The sequence below is a fragment of the Brucella sp. RRSP16 genome (assembly GCF_052246815.1).
In the GTDB taxonomy this organism is placed as follows: domain Bacteria; phylum Pseudomonadota; class Alphaproteobacteria; order Rhizobiales; family Rhizobiaceae; genus Brucella; species Brucella intermedia.
In genome coordinates this window covers 277890-297200 of sequence record NZ_JBQQAM010000005.1, presented here as the reverse complement: position 1 = coordinate 297200, position 19311 = coordinate 277890, and the positions used below count along the sequence as shown (strand labels likewise).

Sequence of the window (19311 nt, the reverse complement as noted above, 5' to 3'; positions counted from 1 at the left end):
GCGCGGCCCGCCGGCGGGGTGTCGGCGGGCCGCCCATCAGGTCACGGGAGGAGGGAGGAGGATGACCTGACAGAGCCGATTCGATTAGGGGTTGCGATCAGCGGCCAGCATGCATCGGGCGCACATTGCCGAAATGACCGCCGCCGAAGCCGCCGAAGCCGTGATTAAATGCGGGCCTGTTGAAACCGGGGCGATTGAAGCCGCCGTCGTTGAAGCGCGGCCTTACCGGACCCGGGCCCCAGTAGTGGCCAGCGTGCCGGGTCCGCCATGCGGGGCCGACGCCCCAGCGCGGATCCCAGCGATTATGCCCGCCGCGCCAGGACTGGCAGTTACGGCCAATGCAGCCATTGTAGTAGTTCGGGCCGCCGCGCCAGCCTCGTCCCCAATAGCCGGGGCCCCAATAGCCGCCGGTGGCCCAGCCGACACCGAGGCCAGCGCCGAAGCCCGGCGCCCAGCTGTCATAATAGCCATTATCGACGACCACGGTCGTCGTGGACGGCGCGGCATAGGCCTGGCCTCCATAGGAACCGAAGCGGATATAACGCGCCGACACCCAGCCGGTGCCGTTACCGTTATAAACCTGGCACCAGCCGTTGCGGCAGGAACCGGCATTGACGGCGGCACCGGCGGGAAGCGCCGCCAGCCGGGCATAGTTGGCGCCCGGCCCGGAGCGTATATTGACCGCCGCCGAGACATAGGCCGTCGCCGCGAAAGCAACGGCGGGTGTGATCAGAACAACAGCCGCAACGGCGGCGCCGATAACATGATTTTTATTAAGCACTCTCTTAAATAATGACATCGCATATACTCCAGATTTGCGAGTACGCAGAGACGCAATAAAGTATCAAACAAAATCGATACTAGGCCAATATTGGCACAAATGCAAATATCCGACTCAATAATGGTAAATCAATGCCGTATATTATACTTTTCTACACTTGGATAATTCAGCCATAGACTTTGATTTACCGACAACATAGACAATTTTACATAAATTTTACATAAATTTTACTTTAGTTTTAACCATGCGGCCTTGGCTGTCGATCGCGCAAAAGAAAGGCGCCCCGGAATGAACCGGGGCGCCACGCGGCTTTGGGGGGAGAGAGGGAGGATAAAGCCGCGATCACGGGCCGTCAGGCCAGTTGTTTCGCGAGGTTCGCAGAAGCATTCCCCGCAAGCATTGCCATGCAGGGAATGCCCTTGGCGAAGCTTATGGCAGGTTGCGCACGTCTTCCGGCGACATGTACATCGGCATCATATTGGTATCGAGGTGGTGCATGACCCAGATGGAGCCAGCAAGCACGATGGCCAGAATGATGACCGTGAAGATGAGCGCCAGAATGTTCCAGCCGCCTTCCGACTTCGGATCGAGGTGCAGGAAATAAACCAGATGCACCAGGATCTGCACGACGGCGAGACCGAGCACGATGGCGGCGGTGGTCGCGGGCGTGAAGTAGCCGTTCATGGCCAGCATGAAGGGAACGACGGTGAGGACGACCGCCAGCACGAAGCCGATCAGATAGGACTTCAGGCTGCCGTGAGCGGCGTGGTCATGTGTTTCGTGTGCAGAGCTCATCACAGTACACCCAGCAGGTAGACAAGGGTAAAGACGCCGATCCAGATGATGTCCAGGAAGTGCCAGAAGAGGCTGAGGCACATCACGCGCGTCTGGTTCTTTTCGGTCAGGCCGTCACGCAGGAGCTGGGCGGAAAGCACCAGAATCCAGATCAGGCCGGAGGTGATGTGAAGACCGTGGGTTCCCACCAGCGCGAAGAAGGCGGACAGGAAGGCGCTGCGGCCCGGACCTGCACCTTCATGGATCAGGTGATTGAACTCATAGACTTCCATCGCGAGGAAGGCTGCGCCCAGCAGGAAGGTGATGCCCAGCCAGAACAGAAGGCCGGCACGGTTCTTCTTGAACATCGAAAGCGTTGCCAGACCATAGGTCAGCGACGACACCAGCAGGAGCATGGTTTCGATCAGGACGAAGTTCAGGTCGAACAGTTCACGACCGGTCGGACCGCCCGCGAACTGGTGCGCCAGAACGGCGTAGGTTGCAAAGAGCCCCGAGAACAGGACGCAGTCGCTCATCAGGTAGATCCAGAAGCCGACCAGCGTGGTCGACCCTGCATCATGATGATCCTCGTGGGCGGGGTGCTCGTTTCCGCCCAGGAACGGAGCGGTGGTTGAAATGCTTGCGCTCATCGGAATCAGGCCTCCTGAGCAGTCAGTTGCCGGGTACGGAGGTCTTCGACTTCCTGCACCTCATCGGCCGAGACGTAGAAGTCTCTGTCATTATTGAAGGAGTGAGCGATGGCAACGGCCAGCACAGCGAGGGCGGAGGCGATCACCAGCCACCAGATGTGCCATACCAGGGCAAAGCCGAGCGGGATGTTCAGCATGCCGATGATGAAGCCGGTGCCGGTGTTCTTCGGCATGTGGATGCGCGCGAACTTTTCGGTGCGGCGCACATAGCCGTTCTGCTTCATGTCCCACCAGCCGTCATGATCGCGCACATGCGGAACTTCGGCGAAGTTGTAGAAGGCAGGCGGCGAAGCCAGCGACCATTCGAGCGTGCGGCCCGTACCCCAGCTGTCGCCATTGTTGTCGCGCAGCTTTTCGCGGTCGCGGATCGAAACAGCGATCTGCAGAACCTGGAACACGATGCCGCAAGGATGATCGCAACGCCGATGGCGGCAACGATGAGATAGATGTGCCATGCCGGGTTTTCGGTGTGGTTCAGACGACGGGTCATGCCCATCAGGCCGAGCACGTAGAGCGGCATGAAGGCGAGGATGAAGCCGACGAGCCAGCACCAGAAGGCGTTCTTGCCCAGACGTTCGTTCAGCTTGAAGCCGAAAGCCTTCGGCCACCAGTAGACGAGGCCGGCAAAGCAGCCGAACAGAACGCCCGAAATGATCACATTGTGGAAGTGGGCGATCAGGAACACCGAGTTGTGCAGCACGAAGTCCGCCGGTGGAACCGCGAGCAGAACGCCCGTCATGCCGCCGACGACGAAGGTGCACATGAAGCCGATGGTCCACATGATCGGCGTTTCCATGCGCACGCGGCCCTTGTACATGGTGAAGAGCCAGTTGAAGACCTTCGCCCCAGTCGGGATGGAGATGATCATGGTCGCCACGCCGAAGAAGGCGTTGACGTTGGCGCCGCCACCCATGGTGAAGAAGTGGTGGACCCAGACGAGGAACGACAGGATGGTGATGGCGACGGTGGCGTAAACCATCGACTTGTAGCCAAACAGGCGCTTGCCGGAGAAGGTGGCCACGATTTCCGAGAAGATGCCGAAGCACGGCAGGACCAGAATGTAGACTTCCGGGTGACCCCAGATCCAGATGAGGTTCACATACATCATCGGATTGCCACCGGCATCATTGGTGAAGAAGTGGAAATCCAGATAGCGGTCGAGCGACAGGAGCGCCAGCGTGACGGTGAGGATCGGGAAGGCCGCGACGATCAGCACGTTGGAGCAGAGCGCGGTCCAGGTGAAGACCGGAACCTGCATCATGCCCATGCCGGGCGCACGCATCTTGATGATGGTGGTGATGAGGTTGACGCCCGAAAGCAGCGTGCCCATACCGGAAATCTGCAAGGCCCATATATAATAATCCACCCCGACATCCGGACTGAACTCCTTGCCGGAAAGCGGCGGATAGGCCAGCCAGCCGGTCTTGGCGAATTCGCCGACGCCGAGCGAGATGTTGACGAGGATCGCACCGGCAACTGTCAGCCAGAAGCTGAGCGAATTGAGGTAGGGGAAAGCCACGTCGCGCGCGCCGATCTGAAGCGGCACGGCAAAGTTCATCAGGCCGACGATGAAGGGCATCGCCACGAAGAAGATCATGATCACGCCATGGGCGGTGAAGACCTGATCGTAGTGGTGCGGCGGCAGGAAGCCTTCATTGGCCCCGGAAGCGAGCGCCTGCTGGGCGCGCATCATCACGGCATCCGAGAAGCCGCGGAACAGCATCACGAGTGCGAGGATGATATACATCACGCCAATGCGCTTGTGGTCGACCGACGTCAGCCAGTCGTTCCAGAGCGGTGCCCATTTGCGGTAGTAGGTTATGGCTGCCAGAATAGCGAGCGCCCCGCCAGCCACCGCGGCCAAAGTGACCATGATGATTGGCTCGTGAAAGGGTATCGCTTCGAGCGTAAGTTTTCCGAACATTTTTATCACGCTTCGATTGGAGCAATTCCGGGACGGCGCATGAAGGCTATCGTTCCGGAACCGCGTGAAACAAGGGATTGAATGCGGATGGCCGCGACCTCTTGCGAGGTCACGGGCCTATCGGCACATCAGTTTTCGAGCTGCGAGAGGCGCTGCGGCTGGACTGCGCAGATGATGTCGCTCGCCCACTGGCTGAAATCGACGGGCGAAGACTTGCGCAGGTTGGCGCGTGCTTCGCGGATCATCTGTTGACGATGCATCTCATCGTCGAGGCAGACGGACTTGCCGTCCCAGCAGCGGTTCACGATGTTGTGGAACAGCGCCTGGTCACTATAGGTGAAGAACTGCGGCGGAACCTTCTCGCTCGGCTGGACCAGCGAGGCGTAACGGTCGCGGCTCAGCTCTTCGCCATTCGCCTTGGCCTTTACATCGGCCACCCACTTGTCGAAGTCGGCCTGGTTGTAGGCATGCGCCTTGAAGCGCATCTGGGCGAAACCCTGACCGCTATAGTTGGCGGAGATACCGTCGAACTCGCCTGCATGATTGGCAACCAGATGCAGCTTCGTCTGCATGCTTGGCATGGTGTAGACCTGGCTGCCGAGCTGCGGGATGAAGAAGGAGTTCATGATGTTGCTGGAGGTCAGCTTGAAATTGACCGGCACATCGACCGGCATTGCCATTTCATTGACGGTGGCGATGCCCTGGTCGGGATAGATGAAAAGCCATTTCCAGTCGAGCGCGACGACTTCGACATTGATCGGCTTCGCGTTCGATTCCAGCGGACGATACGGGTCGAGCTTGTGGGTGCTGATCCAGGTGACCGTACCCAGAACCACAATGATCGCCATCGGGATGAGCCAGACGGCAAGCTCGATCTTGGTCGAGTGGTGCCAGTCGGGCTGGTAGTCCGCCTTCTCGTTCGAGGCGCGGTACTTCCAGGCGAAGTAGAGCGTCATGAAGATGACGGGAAGCACGACAAGCAGCATGATGCCGGTCGCAAAGAAGATAAGATCGCGTTCTGCCATGCCGACTTCCCCTTTCGGGGACAGAAGGACCTGGTTCTCGCAGCCGGCGAGAAACGCCGTGAGGGCCATGACGGCGAACGAAACGATCGTCCGGGGGGTGCCGTGTTTCATTTGTCTTTCCATCCTGCGCGCAGAGTGTCACCTCCGGCGCATGCGTCATTTCCTAGTTTTCGGTAAATTCTGAAATTTCCAAAAGTACCGTTATAACGAATAGTCGCGTTTGTCACGTGTCTGACGAAAATTGTGCTGGATCGTAATGTCGCGCCCAAAAGCGGCCTTTTGCCGGAACAATCCGGCCCGGTGCCGATGCGGCGCTGTCTTGGAGCGGCCAAGGGCCGCCAGCCATCAGGATGCGGCGCAGCGAATAGGCCCAAAGCGCGGGGTTTGCAAGATGAAAACCACCGTTTTTCCCACGAATGAACGGGATCGTGATGGGATTTTACCGAATCCGCCGTGAACCGACCGCCACGTATTCCTCACTGGATTCACGAAAATCCTCAATCGCCACGCGGCTTTAGAGGCATAATCCGACCGGAGTGAAACGAGGATCGATAAGATTATGCTCGAAACAGAATAATTTAGAGCGCCGATCTGATCCAATCAGGTCGAAACGCGCTCCAACGGGGCCTCCCACCGCATAATCCCGGTCCACCGGGTTTCACTCCGGTTGGATTATGTTCTATTGGAATTTCACGAAGGAAGTTGGGGGGAATTGGGGGTAGAGATGATATTTGCTGAAATGCCGCTCGAGGAGGCCGAAGGCGCGATCCTCGGCTATGCGACGACTGCCGGTGCGCTCACCTTGCGCAAAGGCACGGTTCTCGATGCGCTCAACCTCTCCCTGCTGCGGGAGGCCGGCGTAGGCTCGGTGCTGGCCGCGCGTCTGGAACAGGGCGACATTGGCGAGGACGAGGCGGCACTTGCCATCGCGCGCATAATTGCTTCCGCCGATGTGGAAACCGGCAACACCACGACCGGGCGCGTCAACCTGCATGCCCGGAAGAACGGCATGTTTTTGGCAGATGCAGACCGTATTGACGCCATCAACGCACATGATGCGCGCATTTCCATCGCGACGCTGCGCAACCATGTGCGGGTGGAAGCCGGTGAGATGATCGCCACCGTCAAGATCATTCCTTTTGCCGTGCCGGAGACGCTCCTGCATGAGATAAGCCTCGATGCTCGGCCCGCGCTGCATGTCTGCGCCTTCAATGGTGCGCGGATCGGCCTGATCCAGTCGCGCCTTCCTTCCATACGCGAGACGGTTCTTGAGAAGACCCGCGAACTGATGGAAAAGCGTGCGGTCCGCAATGGCGGGACGCTTGTTTGCGAAAAGCGGGTCGCGCACGATCAGGCGGCGCTGGCTGCTGCCATCGCGGACGTGGGCAGGAGTTGCGACATCATCGTGATTTTCAGCGCTTCGGCGGTTGCCGACGAGGCGGATATCGTGCCGCAATCGATCCGCATTTCGGGAGGCGAAATCCTGCGCATCGGCATGCCGGTCGATCCCGGCAATCTGCTGGTTCTGGGCCGTTACGACGGCAAATATGTCGTTGCCGCGCCCGGATCGGCGCGCAGCGCCCGTGAAAACAGTCTCGACCGGGTGCTGGATCGCCTGATGGCGGGGATTGCGCTTACCGCCGACGACCTGTCCCGCATGGGCGTGGGCGGGCTGGTGCTTTAGCCTTGTTCTTGTTCTGACAGAATCGTCAGAACCGTTTTCGGCGTCGGCTTTACCGGGCGCAAAACCGCTTCGCACTTTTGCTGGAAATGCTTTTTGTCTTCCGCATTTCCGGACGCAAAACCGCTTCCCACTTTTGCTGGAAATGCTTTCGTCTTGCCGCATTTCCGGACGCAAAACCGCTTCGCGCTTTTGCTGGAAATGCTGGACGCCGTCCGAGCCACCCCGCGTGGCTCGACAAAACTCAGATCGCGTAGTCGAACACCAATATGCCCTCGATGCCGCCCTCGGCTGCTTCGACCAGGCTTTTTCCGACCTTCGCGTGCTCGGGATGCGGAAGATAGGCGTCACGCGCCGCGCCATCCGCGAAATCCACGACGAAGCCGTGGCGAAATCCCTTTTCAAGATTTTCAGGACTGTTGTTTTCGCCAGCCGTTACCGACAGGATGCCGCCGATCTTGTCCTTGAGCGCGACGACCGACTGCAACCTCTCTTCGATCTGCGCGGCTTCGAGTTCGGGCCTGAATTTGATGAGGACGATATGGCGTATCATGAACCGCTTTCCTGACTGAAGAAGATCGCGCCGCCTCCGGAAATGGCGGCAGGCAATGTCTTTCATAAAGCATTTTCAGCAAAAAAATCGAAGGCAGCTCCCACTTTCGGGAGCCATGCGCTCGACGCGAAAAAGGCCGGGCTGAACCCGACCTTCCGCTTTCACCTGAGTTGCGCCAGTACATCCGTGGTCACGATCCCAAGTGAATTCCCGATACGCATATGGATATAACCCGTTTGCGTTTCAGAAATATGACGTTGCGGGCAGTGGCCAGATTGCTCCAAAACCGGTCCAACCCGGCCCTGCCCCGACAGTTTCGGCCCCAAACCGTGCCGGCAACTGCCGTATTCCCGTGCGAGCGCCGCATCGCGCCCAATTCCGTCGGCATCCATCCCGCTTCGCGGTCCGATGCCTGTCCCCCGAAACTTGCCGTCAGGCCGCCATCGGCGCTTCAGCCAGTTCGGGATGATTGTAGTTCCAGACCTCAATCAGGCACTGCCGCATCAAATCGAGATCGACCGGACCGATCCGGCTCAATACGAGATCGAGTTCGTCGGGCTCAACGCCCCGGTTGAGTAACTCAACAATTGCCTCGATCAGAATTCTTTTATCGTCAAATCTGTAGCGCTGCATAAACCTGCTCCGCTAACTGCCCCATCCACGGTCACAGATTAAACAGACATGGTTAACCGAAGCTTAAGCCACGAAAAACCGTCCGTTCAACCGACACCCCACACCGGACAGACGCCTGTTCCAACAAATTTCCCGCACGTAACTGCGGGACCCTAATTAAAAAATAACTTAAACATAAACATCAAACTCTTGCCTCCAAGGACAAGATTAGGTCAAATTCTTAGTATATTTTCCGCGAAAACCAAGAAGAAAATTTCTGCGCGGTTTATTTTATTATATTCTTTCATTCGGATGAGGCCATTATGTCGTTCTTTCGCAGATATATCGATTGGTCCTTTACTTACGTCCGGCTGGCCGGGCTCGGGCTGCTCATCGGCGGAAGCGTCATGGGCGGCTATCTCTATACGCTGCAATATAAGGGCAATATCCACGCCATCGTCGTCGGGCAGGCCTATCGCTCCAACCAGCCCGACCCCGCGCGCATCGCTTCAATGCAGAAGCTTTACGGCATAAAGACGATCATCAATCTGCGCGGCGCCGAACCCGGATCGAAATGGTACGATGAGGAGATCGCCGCCGCGAAGACGCTCGGCATCAGCCACACCGATTTCGCAATGTCATCCAGCAAGCAACTCAATCCTGCACAGACCAGACAGTTGATCGCGCTGATGCAGAATGCGGAAAAGCCGGTGCTCATCCATTGCAAATCGGGCTCCGACCGCACGGGGCTTGCTGCCGCGCTCTATGTGGCGGCAATCGCCAAGGGCAGCGAGAGCAAGGCCGAACGGCAATTGTCCATCGCCTACGGGCATTTCGGTTTTCCGCTGAGCCCAACCTATGCGATGGAAAAGACATTCGAGGCTATCGAAGCCGAACTCGGTTATACCGGCTCCTGACCCTGCCGCTCCACGAACGCAAAACGCCGGGGCGAAACCCCGGCGTTTTCTGTTTATTTGAACCGCGCATCCCATCCGAAAACCGTTTCACAGTTTTCGGGATGCGCTCTCTTTCAGGCAACGACCTTATTCGAGGCCGACGATCTTGCCGCCATCCCACTTGAAGATGTCGAAGCTCGGCGAGCTGAGGTCGCCGCTGGCGCCGTAGGTCAGCGTGCCGATAGCCGTTTCGATCGGCTTGCCGTCATGCAGAGCCTTGGCGACGGCAGCCGAGTCATCGGCAGAGCCGGCGCGTTCGATGCCAGCCTTGATGACTTCCACGGCGGCATAGGCGTTCATGGTGAAGGCTTCAGCCGGGATGTTCTTGGCCTTCAGTGCCTCGATGGCATCCTTGGAGGCCGGGTTCTTGGTGGCGTCCTTGGCGTTGGTGAAGAGCGTGCCCTGCGCGTTGGTGCCGCCAATTGCCCAATATTCGGTGTTGGACAGGCCTTCGCCGCCGAGAACCAGAGCCTGGAGACCGGCGTCGTGCAGCTGGCGCGACAGGAGACCGCCTTCGGCATGGTAGCCGCCGAAATAGACCACTTCGGCACCGGCAGACTTCAGCTTGGTGACGAGCGCGGAGAAATCCTTGTCGCCCGGCGTGACGGAATCATAATGCACTTCCGTGACGCCGCCCTTGTTGATCGCCGCCTTGAAAGCGTCGGCCAGACCCTTGCCATAGGCGCCCTTGTCGTGGATCACGGCGACCTTCTTGTCCTTCAGGTTCTTCAGGACGTAATCGGCCATGACTTCGGCCTGCTGGTCGTCGCGGCCGCAGGTGCGGAACACGTTTTCCAGATTGCGCGCGGTCAGGTCCGGGCCGGTGGCGGTCGGGGTGACCATCAGGACGTTGTTTTCCGCGAAAACGTCGGAAACCGGAATGGCGACGCCGGTCGTGACCGGGCCGACAACGAACTTGATGCCGTCGCCGACGATCTGGTTGGCGGCGGAAACGCCCTGCTTCGGTTCACCGGCATCGTCGGCAAACTTCAGAACGACTTTCTCGCCCTTGATGCCGCCAGCCTTGTTGATGACTTCGACGGCGGTTTCCGCGCCCTTCTTCACCTGGTCGCCGAAAGCGGCGACAGGACCCGTCAGCGGTGCAACGACGCCGATGGTGATGTCTGCATAGGCGGCGCTGGCAAAGCCGAGTGTAGCTGCGAAAGCCACGCTGGACAGAAGTTTCAGGTTCATTCTTTTTCTCCTTTGGTGGGGCGGCGTCCTCCGACGGCCCCGAGACAACCCTTGCCGGTCAAATCTCAGCGCATCCGCGCTGCCGAATTGCCGGGCCCTCCCTTTTGTTCATCGCATGATCTCAAAGGGGTGATCCAGAGCGCCAGACGCTCCAAATCATATGCATCAACGCGCATCTTGCCCGAAAACCGTTTCACACTTTTCGGGATGCGCTTCAAAGCACGCCACACCGCTGCCTCGAAGAGGCCGGAGCCATAATATTATCCGAAATAGCATCCGCCCTTTCGGAATCATGCTCCGGAACGGGAGCGAGCTTTCATGATGTAATAAGAATGCATTTCCGGCTTCCGATTGCAAGGGGCCAAGTACCCGCAAATACAACGAAAAACCGCCTCCTCCTAACTGGCTCCTCCCTCCTTCTTCCATGATGGTGATCTCTTCGCAAAAAAGGCCGCGATCCCTTCCGCGGCCTCCGGTGTCTCCCATGTGTCGGCAAGGCGGGTGAGCGTCATGTCGATCACCGCTTCGTCGATCGGCGCGCCCAGCGCATGGACCAGCCGCTTGGATGCGGCAACGGCTGCGGGCGCGGTGGCGAAATAGGGTTTGATCTCCGCCTCCACCGCCGCATCAAGACGCTCCGCCTCGACCACATCGTGCAACAGCCCGATGCGCCGCCCCTCCTCGGCATCGAACAGCCGCGCCGAGGTGAATGTGCGCAGCGCATTGGCCTGGCCGATACGCGCCACCACATAGGGGCTGATGGTGGCCGGTATCAGGCCAAGCTTCGTCTCCGTCAGCCCGAAGCGCGCGCCGGAAATACTGATTGCCGCATCGCACACGCTGATGAGGCCGACGCCGCCGCCATAGGCCTGCCCGTTGATGCGACCGATCAACGGCTTCGGCAGGTCGCGCAGCGCTTTCAGCATGAGGGCAAGCTTGCGCGCCTCCTCGATGCGCTGCGTGCGCGTCGCCTTGACCTGCTCCTGCATCCAGCCAAGGTCGCCGCCCGCGCAAAAGCTCGCGCCCGCGCCGGTCAGGATCACGATGCGCACGGCTTCATTATCCGCCAGATGCAGCGCTGCCGTCGTCAGCTCATCGATCATCAGGCCGGACAAGGCATTATGCTGGTCGGGCCGGTTGAGCGTCAGCGTCGCGACGCCGCGCTGATCGACAGCGATTTGAAGCGTCTCGAATTCCTTCATGCGGCTTTATCCTGACGCAGGCTTTGCGCGAACAAGGAAGCCTGCTTCAGCTTGTCCAGATCAAGGCCGGTTTCAAACCCTGATCCATGCAGCATTTCGACCACGGCAACCGTATCGACATTGCCCCTCGCGCCCGGCGCAAAGGGACAGCCGCCAAGACCGCCAACCGATGCATCGAACACGCGCAGGCCTTTTTCCAGACTGACGCGGATATTGTCGAGCGCCCGCCCGCCAGTGTCGTGATAATGACCGGCAAGGCTGTGCGCCGGTGCGATGGCCAGCACCGCATCGAGCATGGCGGCCACCTTGTCCGGCGTGCCGCGTCCGATCGTGTCGCCAAGGCTCACCTCGTGACAGCCGAGCGAAAAGAGCTGCTCGGTCACATCGGCAACCGCCTGCGGGGCCACCGGCCCGTCATAGGGGCATTCGACCACGCAGCTTACATAGCCGCGAATGGCCAGGCCGTCATTGATGGCGGCACCGATGACCGGAGAGAGGCGCTCGATGCTCTCCGCGATTGAGCAGTTGATATTGGCCTTTGAAAAACCTTCCGAGGCGGAAATGAAAACCGCAATCTCATCGACATTGGCGGCAGCAGCACCCTCATAGCCCTTCATGTTGGGCACCAGCGCCGAATAACGCACGCTGTCGGCGCGCCTGATCCCGGCCATCACTTCCGTGCTGTCGGCCAGTTGCGGCACCCATTTGGGGCTGACGAAGCTTGTCGCCTCAATGCGCGAATAGCCGCAATCGGACAGGCGGTCGATCAGCGCGATCTTGTCGGCTGTCGGCACAAACCGCTTCTCATTCTGCAGGCCATCACGCGCAGCCATTTCAACGATTTCCACGTGTTCAGCCATGTTGCTCCTCCAATTCGACCAGCAATGCACCTTCACTGACCTGATCGCCCGCCGCAACGGTTACGGATGCGATCTTGCCGTCGCGCGGCGCGGTCAGTGACAGTTCCATCTTCATCGCCTCCATCGTCACCAGCGGATCGCCCTTGGCGACGCTTGCACCTTCCACGACGGAAACCAGCGCTACCCGCCCCGGCATCGGCGACAGGATGCGGCTTTCGCTCGAAGCATCCTCTTCCGCGCCTATCGACTGCACATGATGAAATATGGTGTCCCGGCCCTCGAATTGCACCGTCACATCATGCCTGATGCGCGAGACCGAGGCCTCCCTCATGCGGCCATCGACAGCAAAACGAACCAGCCCGTTTTCATGGGCGCGGATTTCCAGTTCGCCGAAGGCGAAGCCAAAATGTCCGCCGCCTCTGGCCGTAAAGCTGACCATGCGGCGCTCGCCGTGATGATCGAGCAGAACCGAGCGCGATGCCTCGCCCCAAAGCCGGAACCCGCGCAGGTTCGTCCATGGATCACGTGGGGGATCACCTTCTTGCGGCGCATCCAAAAGGTCGAGCGCACCAAGCGCGGCCAGCGCAAAGGCAATATCCGAAGGCGGCTCAGCGGTGAAAAGCGCCGCCGCCTCGCGCCCGATCAGGCCCGTATCGACATCGCCGGTGCGGAAAGCTTCGAGCTTGCAAAGCGCCGAGAGGAATTGGCGATTGGTGACGAGGCCGGCAATCCGGGTCTTGTTTAGTGCCGCATCAAGCCGGTTCAGCGCCTCATCGCGCGTTGCGCCATGGGCGATGATCTTTGCGATCATCGGATCATAGAACGGCGTGATCGTATCGCCGGTTCGCACACCCGAATCGACACGGGCATTTTCAGGCGGTGCGAACAGAGCGAGCTTGCCGGTGGCAGGCAGAAAATCACGCGCCGGGTCTTCCGCGTAAAGCCGCGCCTCGAAGGCCCAGCCGTTTATGGAAAGTTCGTCCTGACGTTTCGGCAGCGCCTCGCCGGAAGCCACACGCAATTGCCATTCCACCAGATCAAGCCCTGTGATGGCTTCCGTCACCGGATGCTCCACTTGCAGGCGCGTGTTCATTTCCATGAAGAAGAAGCGGTCCGGTCGCAGCCCTTCCGATACATCGGCGATGAACTCCACCGTGCCCGCACCGCAATAACCGATGGCGAGCGCGGCCTTCACCGCCGCTTCGCCCATGGCGGCGCGCATTTCCGGCGTCATGCCGGGTGCAGGCGCCTCCTCTATCACCTTTTGGTGGCGGCGTTGCAGCGAGCAATCACGCTCGAACAGATGCACGGCATTGCCGTGGCTGTCGCCAAAGACCTGCACCTCGATATGGCGCGGCTTCGCCATGTATTTTTCGACCAGCACGGCGCCGTCGCCAAAAGAGGCTTCCGCCTCGCGCCGCGCACTGGCGAGTGCTGCCGCGAAATCGTCTGGCTGATCGACACGGCGCATGCCCTTGCCGCCGCCGCCCGCGCGCGCCTTGATGAGCACCGGATAGGTGATGCGGTCGGCCTCGCTTTTGAGGAAGGCGCCATCCTGATTGTCGCCATGATAGCCCGGAACGACAGGCACGCCTGCCTTTTCCATCAGCGCCTTGGCGGCATCCTTCAGCCCCATGGCGCGAATGGCGCTGGCCGATGGGCCGATGAAGACAAGCCCGGCGGCTTCAACCGCATCCACAAAGCGCGCATTTTCGGACAGGAAACCATAGCCCGGATGGATGGCCTCAGCGCCGGTTTGCCTTGCGGACTTGATGATCGCCTCGACATTCAGATAGCTCTGCGCGGAAATGGCAGGGCCGACCCGCACCGCCTCGTCAGCCATCTCGACATGCAGCGCACCGGCATCCGCATCGGAATAAATCGCAACCGTTGCAATGCCCAGTTTGCGCGCCGTCCGGATGACCCGACAGGCAATTTCTCCGCGATTGGCAATCAGTATTTTGCTAAACATGTGATTGCCTCACATTCTAAACAGGCCGAAACGCGTCGGCTCGACCGGCGCGTTCAGCGTGGCGGAAAGCGACAGGCCCAGCACTTCGCGGCTCTTGCGCGGATCGACGATGCCGTCATCCCAGAGCCGCGCCGAGGCATAGAGCGGGTGGCTCTGGCGCTCGAACATCTCCAGCGTCGGGCGCTTGAATTCCGCTTCCTCCTCCGCCGACCATGTGCCGCCCGTGCGCTCGATCCCGTCGCGCCTGACGGTTGCAAGCACGCCTGCCGCCTGTTCGCCGCCCATCACCGCGATACGGCTGTTCGGCCATGTCCACAGGAAGCGCGGCGAATAGGCCCGCCCCGCCATGCCGTAATTGCCCGCGCCATAGGATGCGCCGATCAGCATGGTGATCTTCGGCACATTGGCGGTTGCCACCGCCGTCACCAGCTTGGCGCCATTCTTCGCGATGCCTTCGGCCTCGTATTTGCGCCCGACCATGAAGCCGGTAATGTTTTGCAAGAACACCAGTGGAATATTGCGCTGGCAGCAAAGTTCGATGAAATGCGCGCCCTTCAGCGCTGCTTCCGAAAACAGCACGCCATTATTGGCAATGATGCCGACCGGCATGCCATAGACGCTGGCGAAACCGCACACCAGAGTGGTGCCGTAGCGCGCCTTGAATTCATCGAAATCCGAACCGTCGACCAGCCGTGCGACCACCTCGCGCACATCATAGGGAATGCGCGTATCGGCGGAAACGACGCCCAGAAGCTCCTCCGGGTCGTAAAGCGGGGCAGCGCCATCGCCGCGCGAAATGAAGCCGCGCTTCTCGCTGTTGAGATTGGCGGCAATGGCGCGCGCGATCTGCAAGGCATGGGCGTCATCATTGGCCAGATGATCGGCGACACCGGAAAGCCGCGTGTGCACATCGCCGCCGCCGAGATCTTCCGCGCTCACCACCTCGCCGGTTGCAGCCTTGACCAGGGGCGGGCCTGCCAGAAAGATCGTGCCCTGACCGCGCACGATCACCGTTTCGTCGCTCATGGCGGGCACATAGGCACCGCCTGCCGTGCATGAACCCATGACCACGGCGACCTGTGGAATGCCCGCCGCCGACATCTGCGCCTGATTATAGAAGATGCGCCCGAAATGGTCGCGATCAGGGAAAACTTCGTCCTGATTGGGCAGGTTGGCCCCGCCGGAATCGACCAGATAAATGCAGGGCAGACGGTTTTCGCCCGCGATTTCCTGCGCACGCAGGTGCTTTTTCACCGTCACCGGATAATAGGTGCCGCCCTTCACCGTCGCATCGTTGCAGACGATCATGCAGTCGCGGCCCGACACGCGCCCAATTCCGGTGATGATGCCAGCCGAAGGAGCCGCCCCGTCATACATGCCATGCGCCGCCGTCAGCCCCACTTCGAGAAAGGGAGAACCCGGGTCGAGCAATTGCGCCACGCGCTCACGGGGCAGCAGTTTTCCGCGCGAAACATGGCGTTCGCGGGCTTTCTCGCCGCCGCCGTCGATCGCAATGCGCGAGGCTTCCGCCACCACGTCGATTGCCGCAAGCATCGCCTTGCGGTTGGCCTCGAAGCTGGCGCTTCGGGTGGAAATTTCGGATTTGAGAACCGCCATCAACGGGTCTCCTGAAACAGTTCCCGCCCGATCAGCATGCGCCGGATTTCCGATGTGCCTGCGCCGATTTCATAAAGCTTGGCATCGCGCAGCAGGCGTCCGGTGGGATAATCGTTGATATAGCCATTGCCGCCCAGCGCCTGGATCGCCTGCAAGGCCATCTGCGTGGCGTTTTCCGCCGTATAGAGGATGCAGCCCGCCGCATCCTTGCGCGAGGTCTCGCCCCGGTCGCAGGCAGCCGCCACCGCATAGGTATAGGCGCGTGAGGCGTTGAAGGTCACATACATGTCGGCAAGCTTGCCCTGCATGAGCTGGAATTCGCCGATCGGCTGGTCGAACTGCTTGCGCTCATGCACATAGGGCACCACGACATCGAGACACGCCGCCATGATGCCGAGCGGCCCGCCCGCCAGCACCACGCGCTCATAATCAAGGCCCGACATCAGCACATTGACGCCCTTGCCCTCGACCCCCAGCAGGTTTTCGGCAGGCACTTCGCAATCCTCGAACACCAGTTCGCAGGTGTTGGAGCCGCGCATGCCGAGCTTGTCGAGCTTTTGCGCGGTCGAAAAGCCCTTGAAGGTTTTTTCGACGATGAAGGCGCTGATCCCGCGCGGGCCTGCCGACGGATCGGTCTTGGCATAGACCACCAGCACATCGGCATCGGGGCCGTTGGTGATCCACATCTTGTTGCCGTTGAGAATATAACGCTCGCCGCGCTTTTCGGCGTGAAGCTTCATCGAAACGACGTCGGAACCGGCTCCCGGTTCGGACATGGCCAGCGCGCCGACATGCTCGCCGGAAATGAGCTTCGGCAGATATTTCTCGCGCTGTCCGGGCGAGCCGTTGCGGGTGATCTGGTTGACGCAGAGATTGGAATGCGCGCCGTAGCTGAGGCCGATGGAAGCGGAAGCACGGCTGATTTCTTCCATCGCGATGCAATGGGCAACATAGCCCATGCCGGCGCCGCCATAGTCTTCAGGCGCGGTGATGCCAAGCACGCCAAGCTCACCCAGTTCACGCCACAGATGCATGGGAAATTGATTGTTGCGGTCGGTTTCAGCGGCCAGCGGCGCAATGCGGCTTTCCGCAAAACGGCGCACCGTATCGCGAAGGGCTTCGATCTCCTCGCCAAGACCGAAATTCATGCCCCCCCAATTTTGGCCCGATGCAAACATACTCGTCCTCCACAAGTTCTGCCCGGCGACCATCCTCTGCAGGATGGCTTATGTTGAAGGCAGAGTGTCCCGTGGCGGTCAAATAGGCAATGGCCTTGCGTGGCGTTCTGTGGCTATTTATTGCCGGATAACGAAATTTTGTTGCGCTCGCTACCCGGCCATTCCAAACAGTTGCAGGATGGTCAAATCAGTCCTGATGAAGCTCGGCAATGTCGTGATAGAGCTCCAGGGCTTCCGGATTGGCCAGCGCCTCGCGGTTCTTCACCTCGCGTCCATGCACGATGTCGCGCACGGCCAGCTCCACGATCTTTCCCGACTTGGTGCGCGGAATATCGCGGACGGCGACGATTTTCGCCGGGACATGGCGCGGCGTGGCGCCGGTACGGATTTTCGCCTTGATGCGGGCCTTGAGATCGTCGTCCAGCGCGACACCTTCGGCAAGCCGCACGAACAGCACCACCCGCACATCCTTGTCCCAGTCCTGCCCGATGCAGAGCGCCTCCGCGACTTCCGGCATCTGCTCGACCTGATTGTAGATCTCCGCTGTACCGATGCGCACGCCGCCGGGGTTCAGCGTCGCATCCGAACGGCCATGGATGACGATACCGTCATGCCCGGTCCATTCGGCAAAATCGCCGTGGCACCAGATATTGTCGAAACGCTCGAAATAGGCGGCCTGATATTTCGCGCCCTCCGGATCGTTCCAGAATTCCAGCGGCATGCAGGGAAAGGCTTTCGTGCAAACCAGTTCGCCCTTCTCGCCCCGCACCGGCTTGCCATCGTCGTTCCAGACATCGACCGCCATGCCAAGGCCCGGGCCCTGGATTTCGCCGAGCCACACCGGTTCCGTGGGGACGCCGAGCACGAAGCAGGACACGATATCGGTGCCGCCGGAAATGGAGGCAAGATGCACGTCGCTCTTGATCGCGTCATAGACGAAGGCAAAGCCTTCCGGCGACAGCGGCGAACCCGTGGACGAAATGGTGCGCAGCGCCGACAGATCATGCGTCTCACCGGGCTTCAGCCCGGCTTTCAGCACGGCATCGATGAATTTCGCCGACGTGCCGAAATAGGTCATGCCCTCGGCGGCGGCATAGTCGAACAGAACATTGCCATCGGGATAGAAGGGCGAACCGTCATAGAGCAGCAGCGTTGCGCCGGAAGCGATGCCCGAAGCCAGCCAGTTCCACATCATCCAGCCGCAGGTGGTGAAGTAGAAGAAGCGGTCATCCTCGCGCAAATCCGCGTGAAGGCGGTGTTCCTTCAGATGCTGCAACAGCACGCCGCCCGCCCGATGCACGATGCATTTCGGAATGCCCGTCGTGCCGGAGGAAAACAGGATATAAAGCGGATGATCGAAGAGCAGCCGGGTGAACTCCACGGCTCTGGCCCGGAATGGCTCAAGGGCCGCATCGAGCGCAATGCCCTTTTCCGCCCTCTCAGCCACGGCTTCCGCTTCGCCCAGATAGGTGACGATGACGGCCCGCTTCAGCCCCGGCAGTTTTGCGGTCACTTCGGCAACCTTGCCGGCCACGTCGATGCGCTTGCCGTTATACCAGTAGCCGTCGCAGGCGAAGAAAAGCTTCGGCTCGATCTGGCCGAAACGGTCGAGCACGCCCTGCACGCCGAAATCCGGCGAACAGGAAGACCAGACCGCGCCGATGGACGAAGCGGCCAGCATGAGGGCAACCGCCTCCGGCATGTTGGGCATCATGCCCGCGACACGGTCGCCGGGCTCAACACCCTCCGCCAGCATGAACTGCTGCAATCTGGACACCAGCGCATGAAGATCGTCCCAACTCAGGCGCCGTTCGACCTTGTCCTCACCGCGAAAGACGATGGCTTCTCCGTCGCCCTCATGGCGCAACAGGTTTTCCGCGAAATTGAGCCGCGCCTGCGGAAAGAACCTTGCCTCGCGCATATGGCCCTTGTCGACAAGGGCCGTATTGCCGCGCTCGCCGACGACCTCGCAGAAATCCCACACAAGCTGCCAGAAACCGGCGCGATCCTCGACAGACCAGCGATGCAGCGCGGCATAATCCGGCAGGCTCAGGCCCGTGCGCTGTTCGGCGCGAATGCGGAACTGCTCCAGATTGCTGGCGGCGATGCGCCCCGCATCCGGCTGCCACAGGGGGCGGTCATGCGAAAGCTGCGTGGGGACTGCGTTGGTGCTCATCATTCCTCCCAGAACCATGCGGAGCAGATCCTCTCCCGATCAACTCCGTCACGGATTTCTAGAAGAGAGTTTCCGATCCGTCCATGCTTTTCCCAT

General features: G+C 60.2%; 15 protein-coding genes and 1 pseudogene. 2 read left to right on the top strand and 14 right to left on the bottom strand.

Annotated elements, in window-relative coordinates:
• Nucleotides 1-97 precede the first annotated feature (97 nt).
• From ACS5UA_RS10615 to cyoA, 5 genes and pseudogenes are all read right to left on the bottom strand, one after another.
• Entirely contained in the window at nucleotides 98-799 is a 702-nt protein-coding gene (locus tag ACS5UA_RS10615) for an SH3 domain-containing protein (RefSeq protein ID WP_443101302.1), read from the bottom strand.
• Between the two features lie 411 nt (nucleotides 800-1210).
• A complete protein-coding gene (gene cyoD / locus ACS5UA_RS10610) occupies nucleotides 1211-1576 on the bottom strand; it encodes a cytochrome o ubiquinol oxidase subunit IV (protein WP_006471211.1) in 366 nt (121 codons plus the stop codon).
• Nucleotides 1576-2205, bottom strand: coding sequence for a cytochrome o ubiquinol oxidase subunit III (gene cyoC, locus ACS5UA_RS10605; protein WP_112702103.1), 630 nt, complete (start codon nucleotides 2203-2205; stop codon nucleotides 1576-1578). Before cyoC ends, cyoD begins: the two co-directional genes overlap by 1 nt.
• Nucleotides 2206-2210: 5 nt before the next feature.
• A pseudogene (cyoB, locus tag ACS5UA_RS10600) lies at nucleotides 2211-4189 on the bottom strand (cytochrome o ubiquinol oxidase subunit I).
• Between the two features lie 128 nt (nucleotides 4190-4317).
• Nucleotides 4318-5325, bottom strand: a complete 1008-nt coding sequence (gene cyoA / locus ACS5UA_RS10595) for a ubiquinol oxidase subunit II (protein ID WP_006471213.1) — start codon at nucleotides 5323-5325, stop codon at nucleotides 4318-4320.
• A 613-nt stretch (nucleotides 5326-5938) separates the two neighbouring features.
• On the opposite strand from cyoA, the gene ACS5UA_RS10590 reads away from it, so the two are divergent.
• A complete protein-coding gene (locus tag ACS5UA_RS10590; RefSeq protein WP_112702102.1) occupies nucleotides 5939-6898 on the top strand; it encodes a molybdopterin-binding protein in 960 nt (319 codons plus the stop codon).
• 241 nt (nucleotides 6899-7139) lie between these two features.
• Here ACS5UA_RS10590 and ACS5UA_RS10585 read toward each other — a convergent pair whose 3' ends face one another.
• Together ACS5UA_RS10585 and ACS5UA_RS10580 are read right to left on the bottom strand one after the other, a co-directional pair.
• Nucleotides 7140-7448: a Dabb family protein gene (locus ACS5UA_RS10585; RefSeq protein WP_025090690.1), complete on the bottom strand. Its 309-nt coding sequence runs from the start codon at nucleotides 7446-7448 to the stop codon at nucleotides 7140-7142.
• Between the two features lie 432 nt (nucleotides 7449-7880).
• Nucleotides 7881-8081, bottom strand: coding sequence for a hypothetical protein (locus tag ACS5UA_RS10580; RefSeq protein WP_006465760.1), 201 nt, complete (start codon nucleotides 8079-8081; stop codon nucleotides 7881-7883).
• A 302-nt stretch (nucleotides 8082-8383) separates the two neighbouring features.
• On the opposite strand from ACS5UA_RS10580, the gene ACS5UA_RS10575 reads away from it, so the two are divergent.
• The gene (locus ACS5UA_RS10575; RefSeq protein ID WP_006471215.1) at nucleotides 8384-8977 is read left to right on the top strand and encodes a tyrosine-protein phosphatase; all 594 of its coding nucleotides are present in this window, start codon (nucleotides 8384-8386) and stop codon (nucleotides 8975-8977) included.
• Nucleotides 8978-9103: 126 nt separating this feature from the next.
• On the opposite strand, the gene ACS5UA_RS10570 is transcribed toward ACS5UA_RS10575, so the two are convergent.
• The 7 genes from ACS5UA_RS10570 to ACS5UA_RS10540 all read right to left on the bottom strand — a co-directional run bounded on the left by ACS5UA_RS10570 (nucleotide 9104) and on the right by ACS5UA_RS10540 (nucleotide 19215).
• Nucleotides 9104-10210, bottom strand: coding sequence for a branched-chain amino acid ABC transporter substrate-binding protein (locus tag ACS5UA_RS10570; RefSeq protein WP_021587691.1), 1107 nt, complete (start codon nucleotides 10208-10210; stop codon nucleotides 9104-9106).
• Nucleotides 10211-10608: 398 nt separating this feature from the next.
• A complete protein-coding gene (locus ACS5UA_RS10565; protein WP_063619900.1) occupies nucleotides 10609-11412 on the bottom strand; it encodes a crotonase/enoyl-CoA hydratase family protein in 804 nt (267 codons plus the stop codon).
• The gene (locus ACS5UA_RS10560) at nucleotides 11409-12272 is read right to left on the bottom strand and encodes a hydroxymethylglutaryl-CoA lyase (protein WP_021587688.1); all 864 of its coding nucleotides are present in this window, start codon (nucleotides 12270-12272) and stop codon (nucleotides 11409-11411) included. Before ACS5UA_RS10560 ends, ACS5UA_RS10565 begins: the two co-directional genes overlap by 4 nt.
• Nucleotides 12265-14244: an acetyl/propionyl/methylcrotonyl-CoA carboxylase subunit alpha gene (locus ACS5UA_RS10555; protein WP_443101301.1), complete on the bottom strand. Its 1980-nt coding sequence runs from the start codon at nucleotides 14242-14244 to the stop codon at nucleotides 12265-12267. The genes ACS5UA_RS10560 and ACS5UA_RS10555 overlap by 8 nt, the downstream gene beginning before the upstream one ends.
• Before the next feature lie 9 nt (nucleotides 14245-14253).
• Nucleotides 14254-15861: a carboxyl transferase domain-containing protein gene (locus tag ACS5UA_RS10550; RefSeq protein WP_063619897.1), complete on the bottom strand. Its 1608-nt coding sequence runs from the start codon at nucleotides 15859-15861 to the stop codon at nucleotides 14254-14256.
• On the bottom strand, nucleotides 15861-17039 hold the full coding sequence (locus tag ACS5UA_RS10545) for an isovaleryl-CoA dehydrogenase (RefSeq protein ID WP_063619896.1): 1179 nt from the start codon (nucleotides 17037-17039) through the stop codon (nucleotides 15861-15863). Before ACS5UA_RS10545 ends, ACS5UA_RS10550 begins: the two co-directional genes overlap by 1 nt.
• A gap of 187 nt (nucleotides 17040-17226) precedes the next feature.
• On the bottom strand, nucleotides 17227-19215 hold the full coding sequence (locus tag ACS5UA_RS10540) for an acetoacetate--CoA ligase (RefSeq protein ID WP_063881956.1): 1989 nt from the start codon (nucleotides 19213-19215) through the stop codon (nucleotides 17227-17229).
• Between the last annotated feature and the right edge of the window lie 96 nt (nucleotides 19216-19311).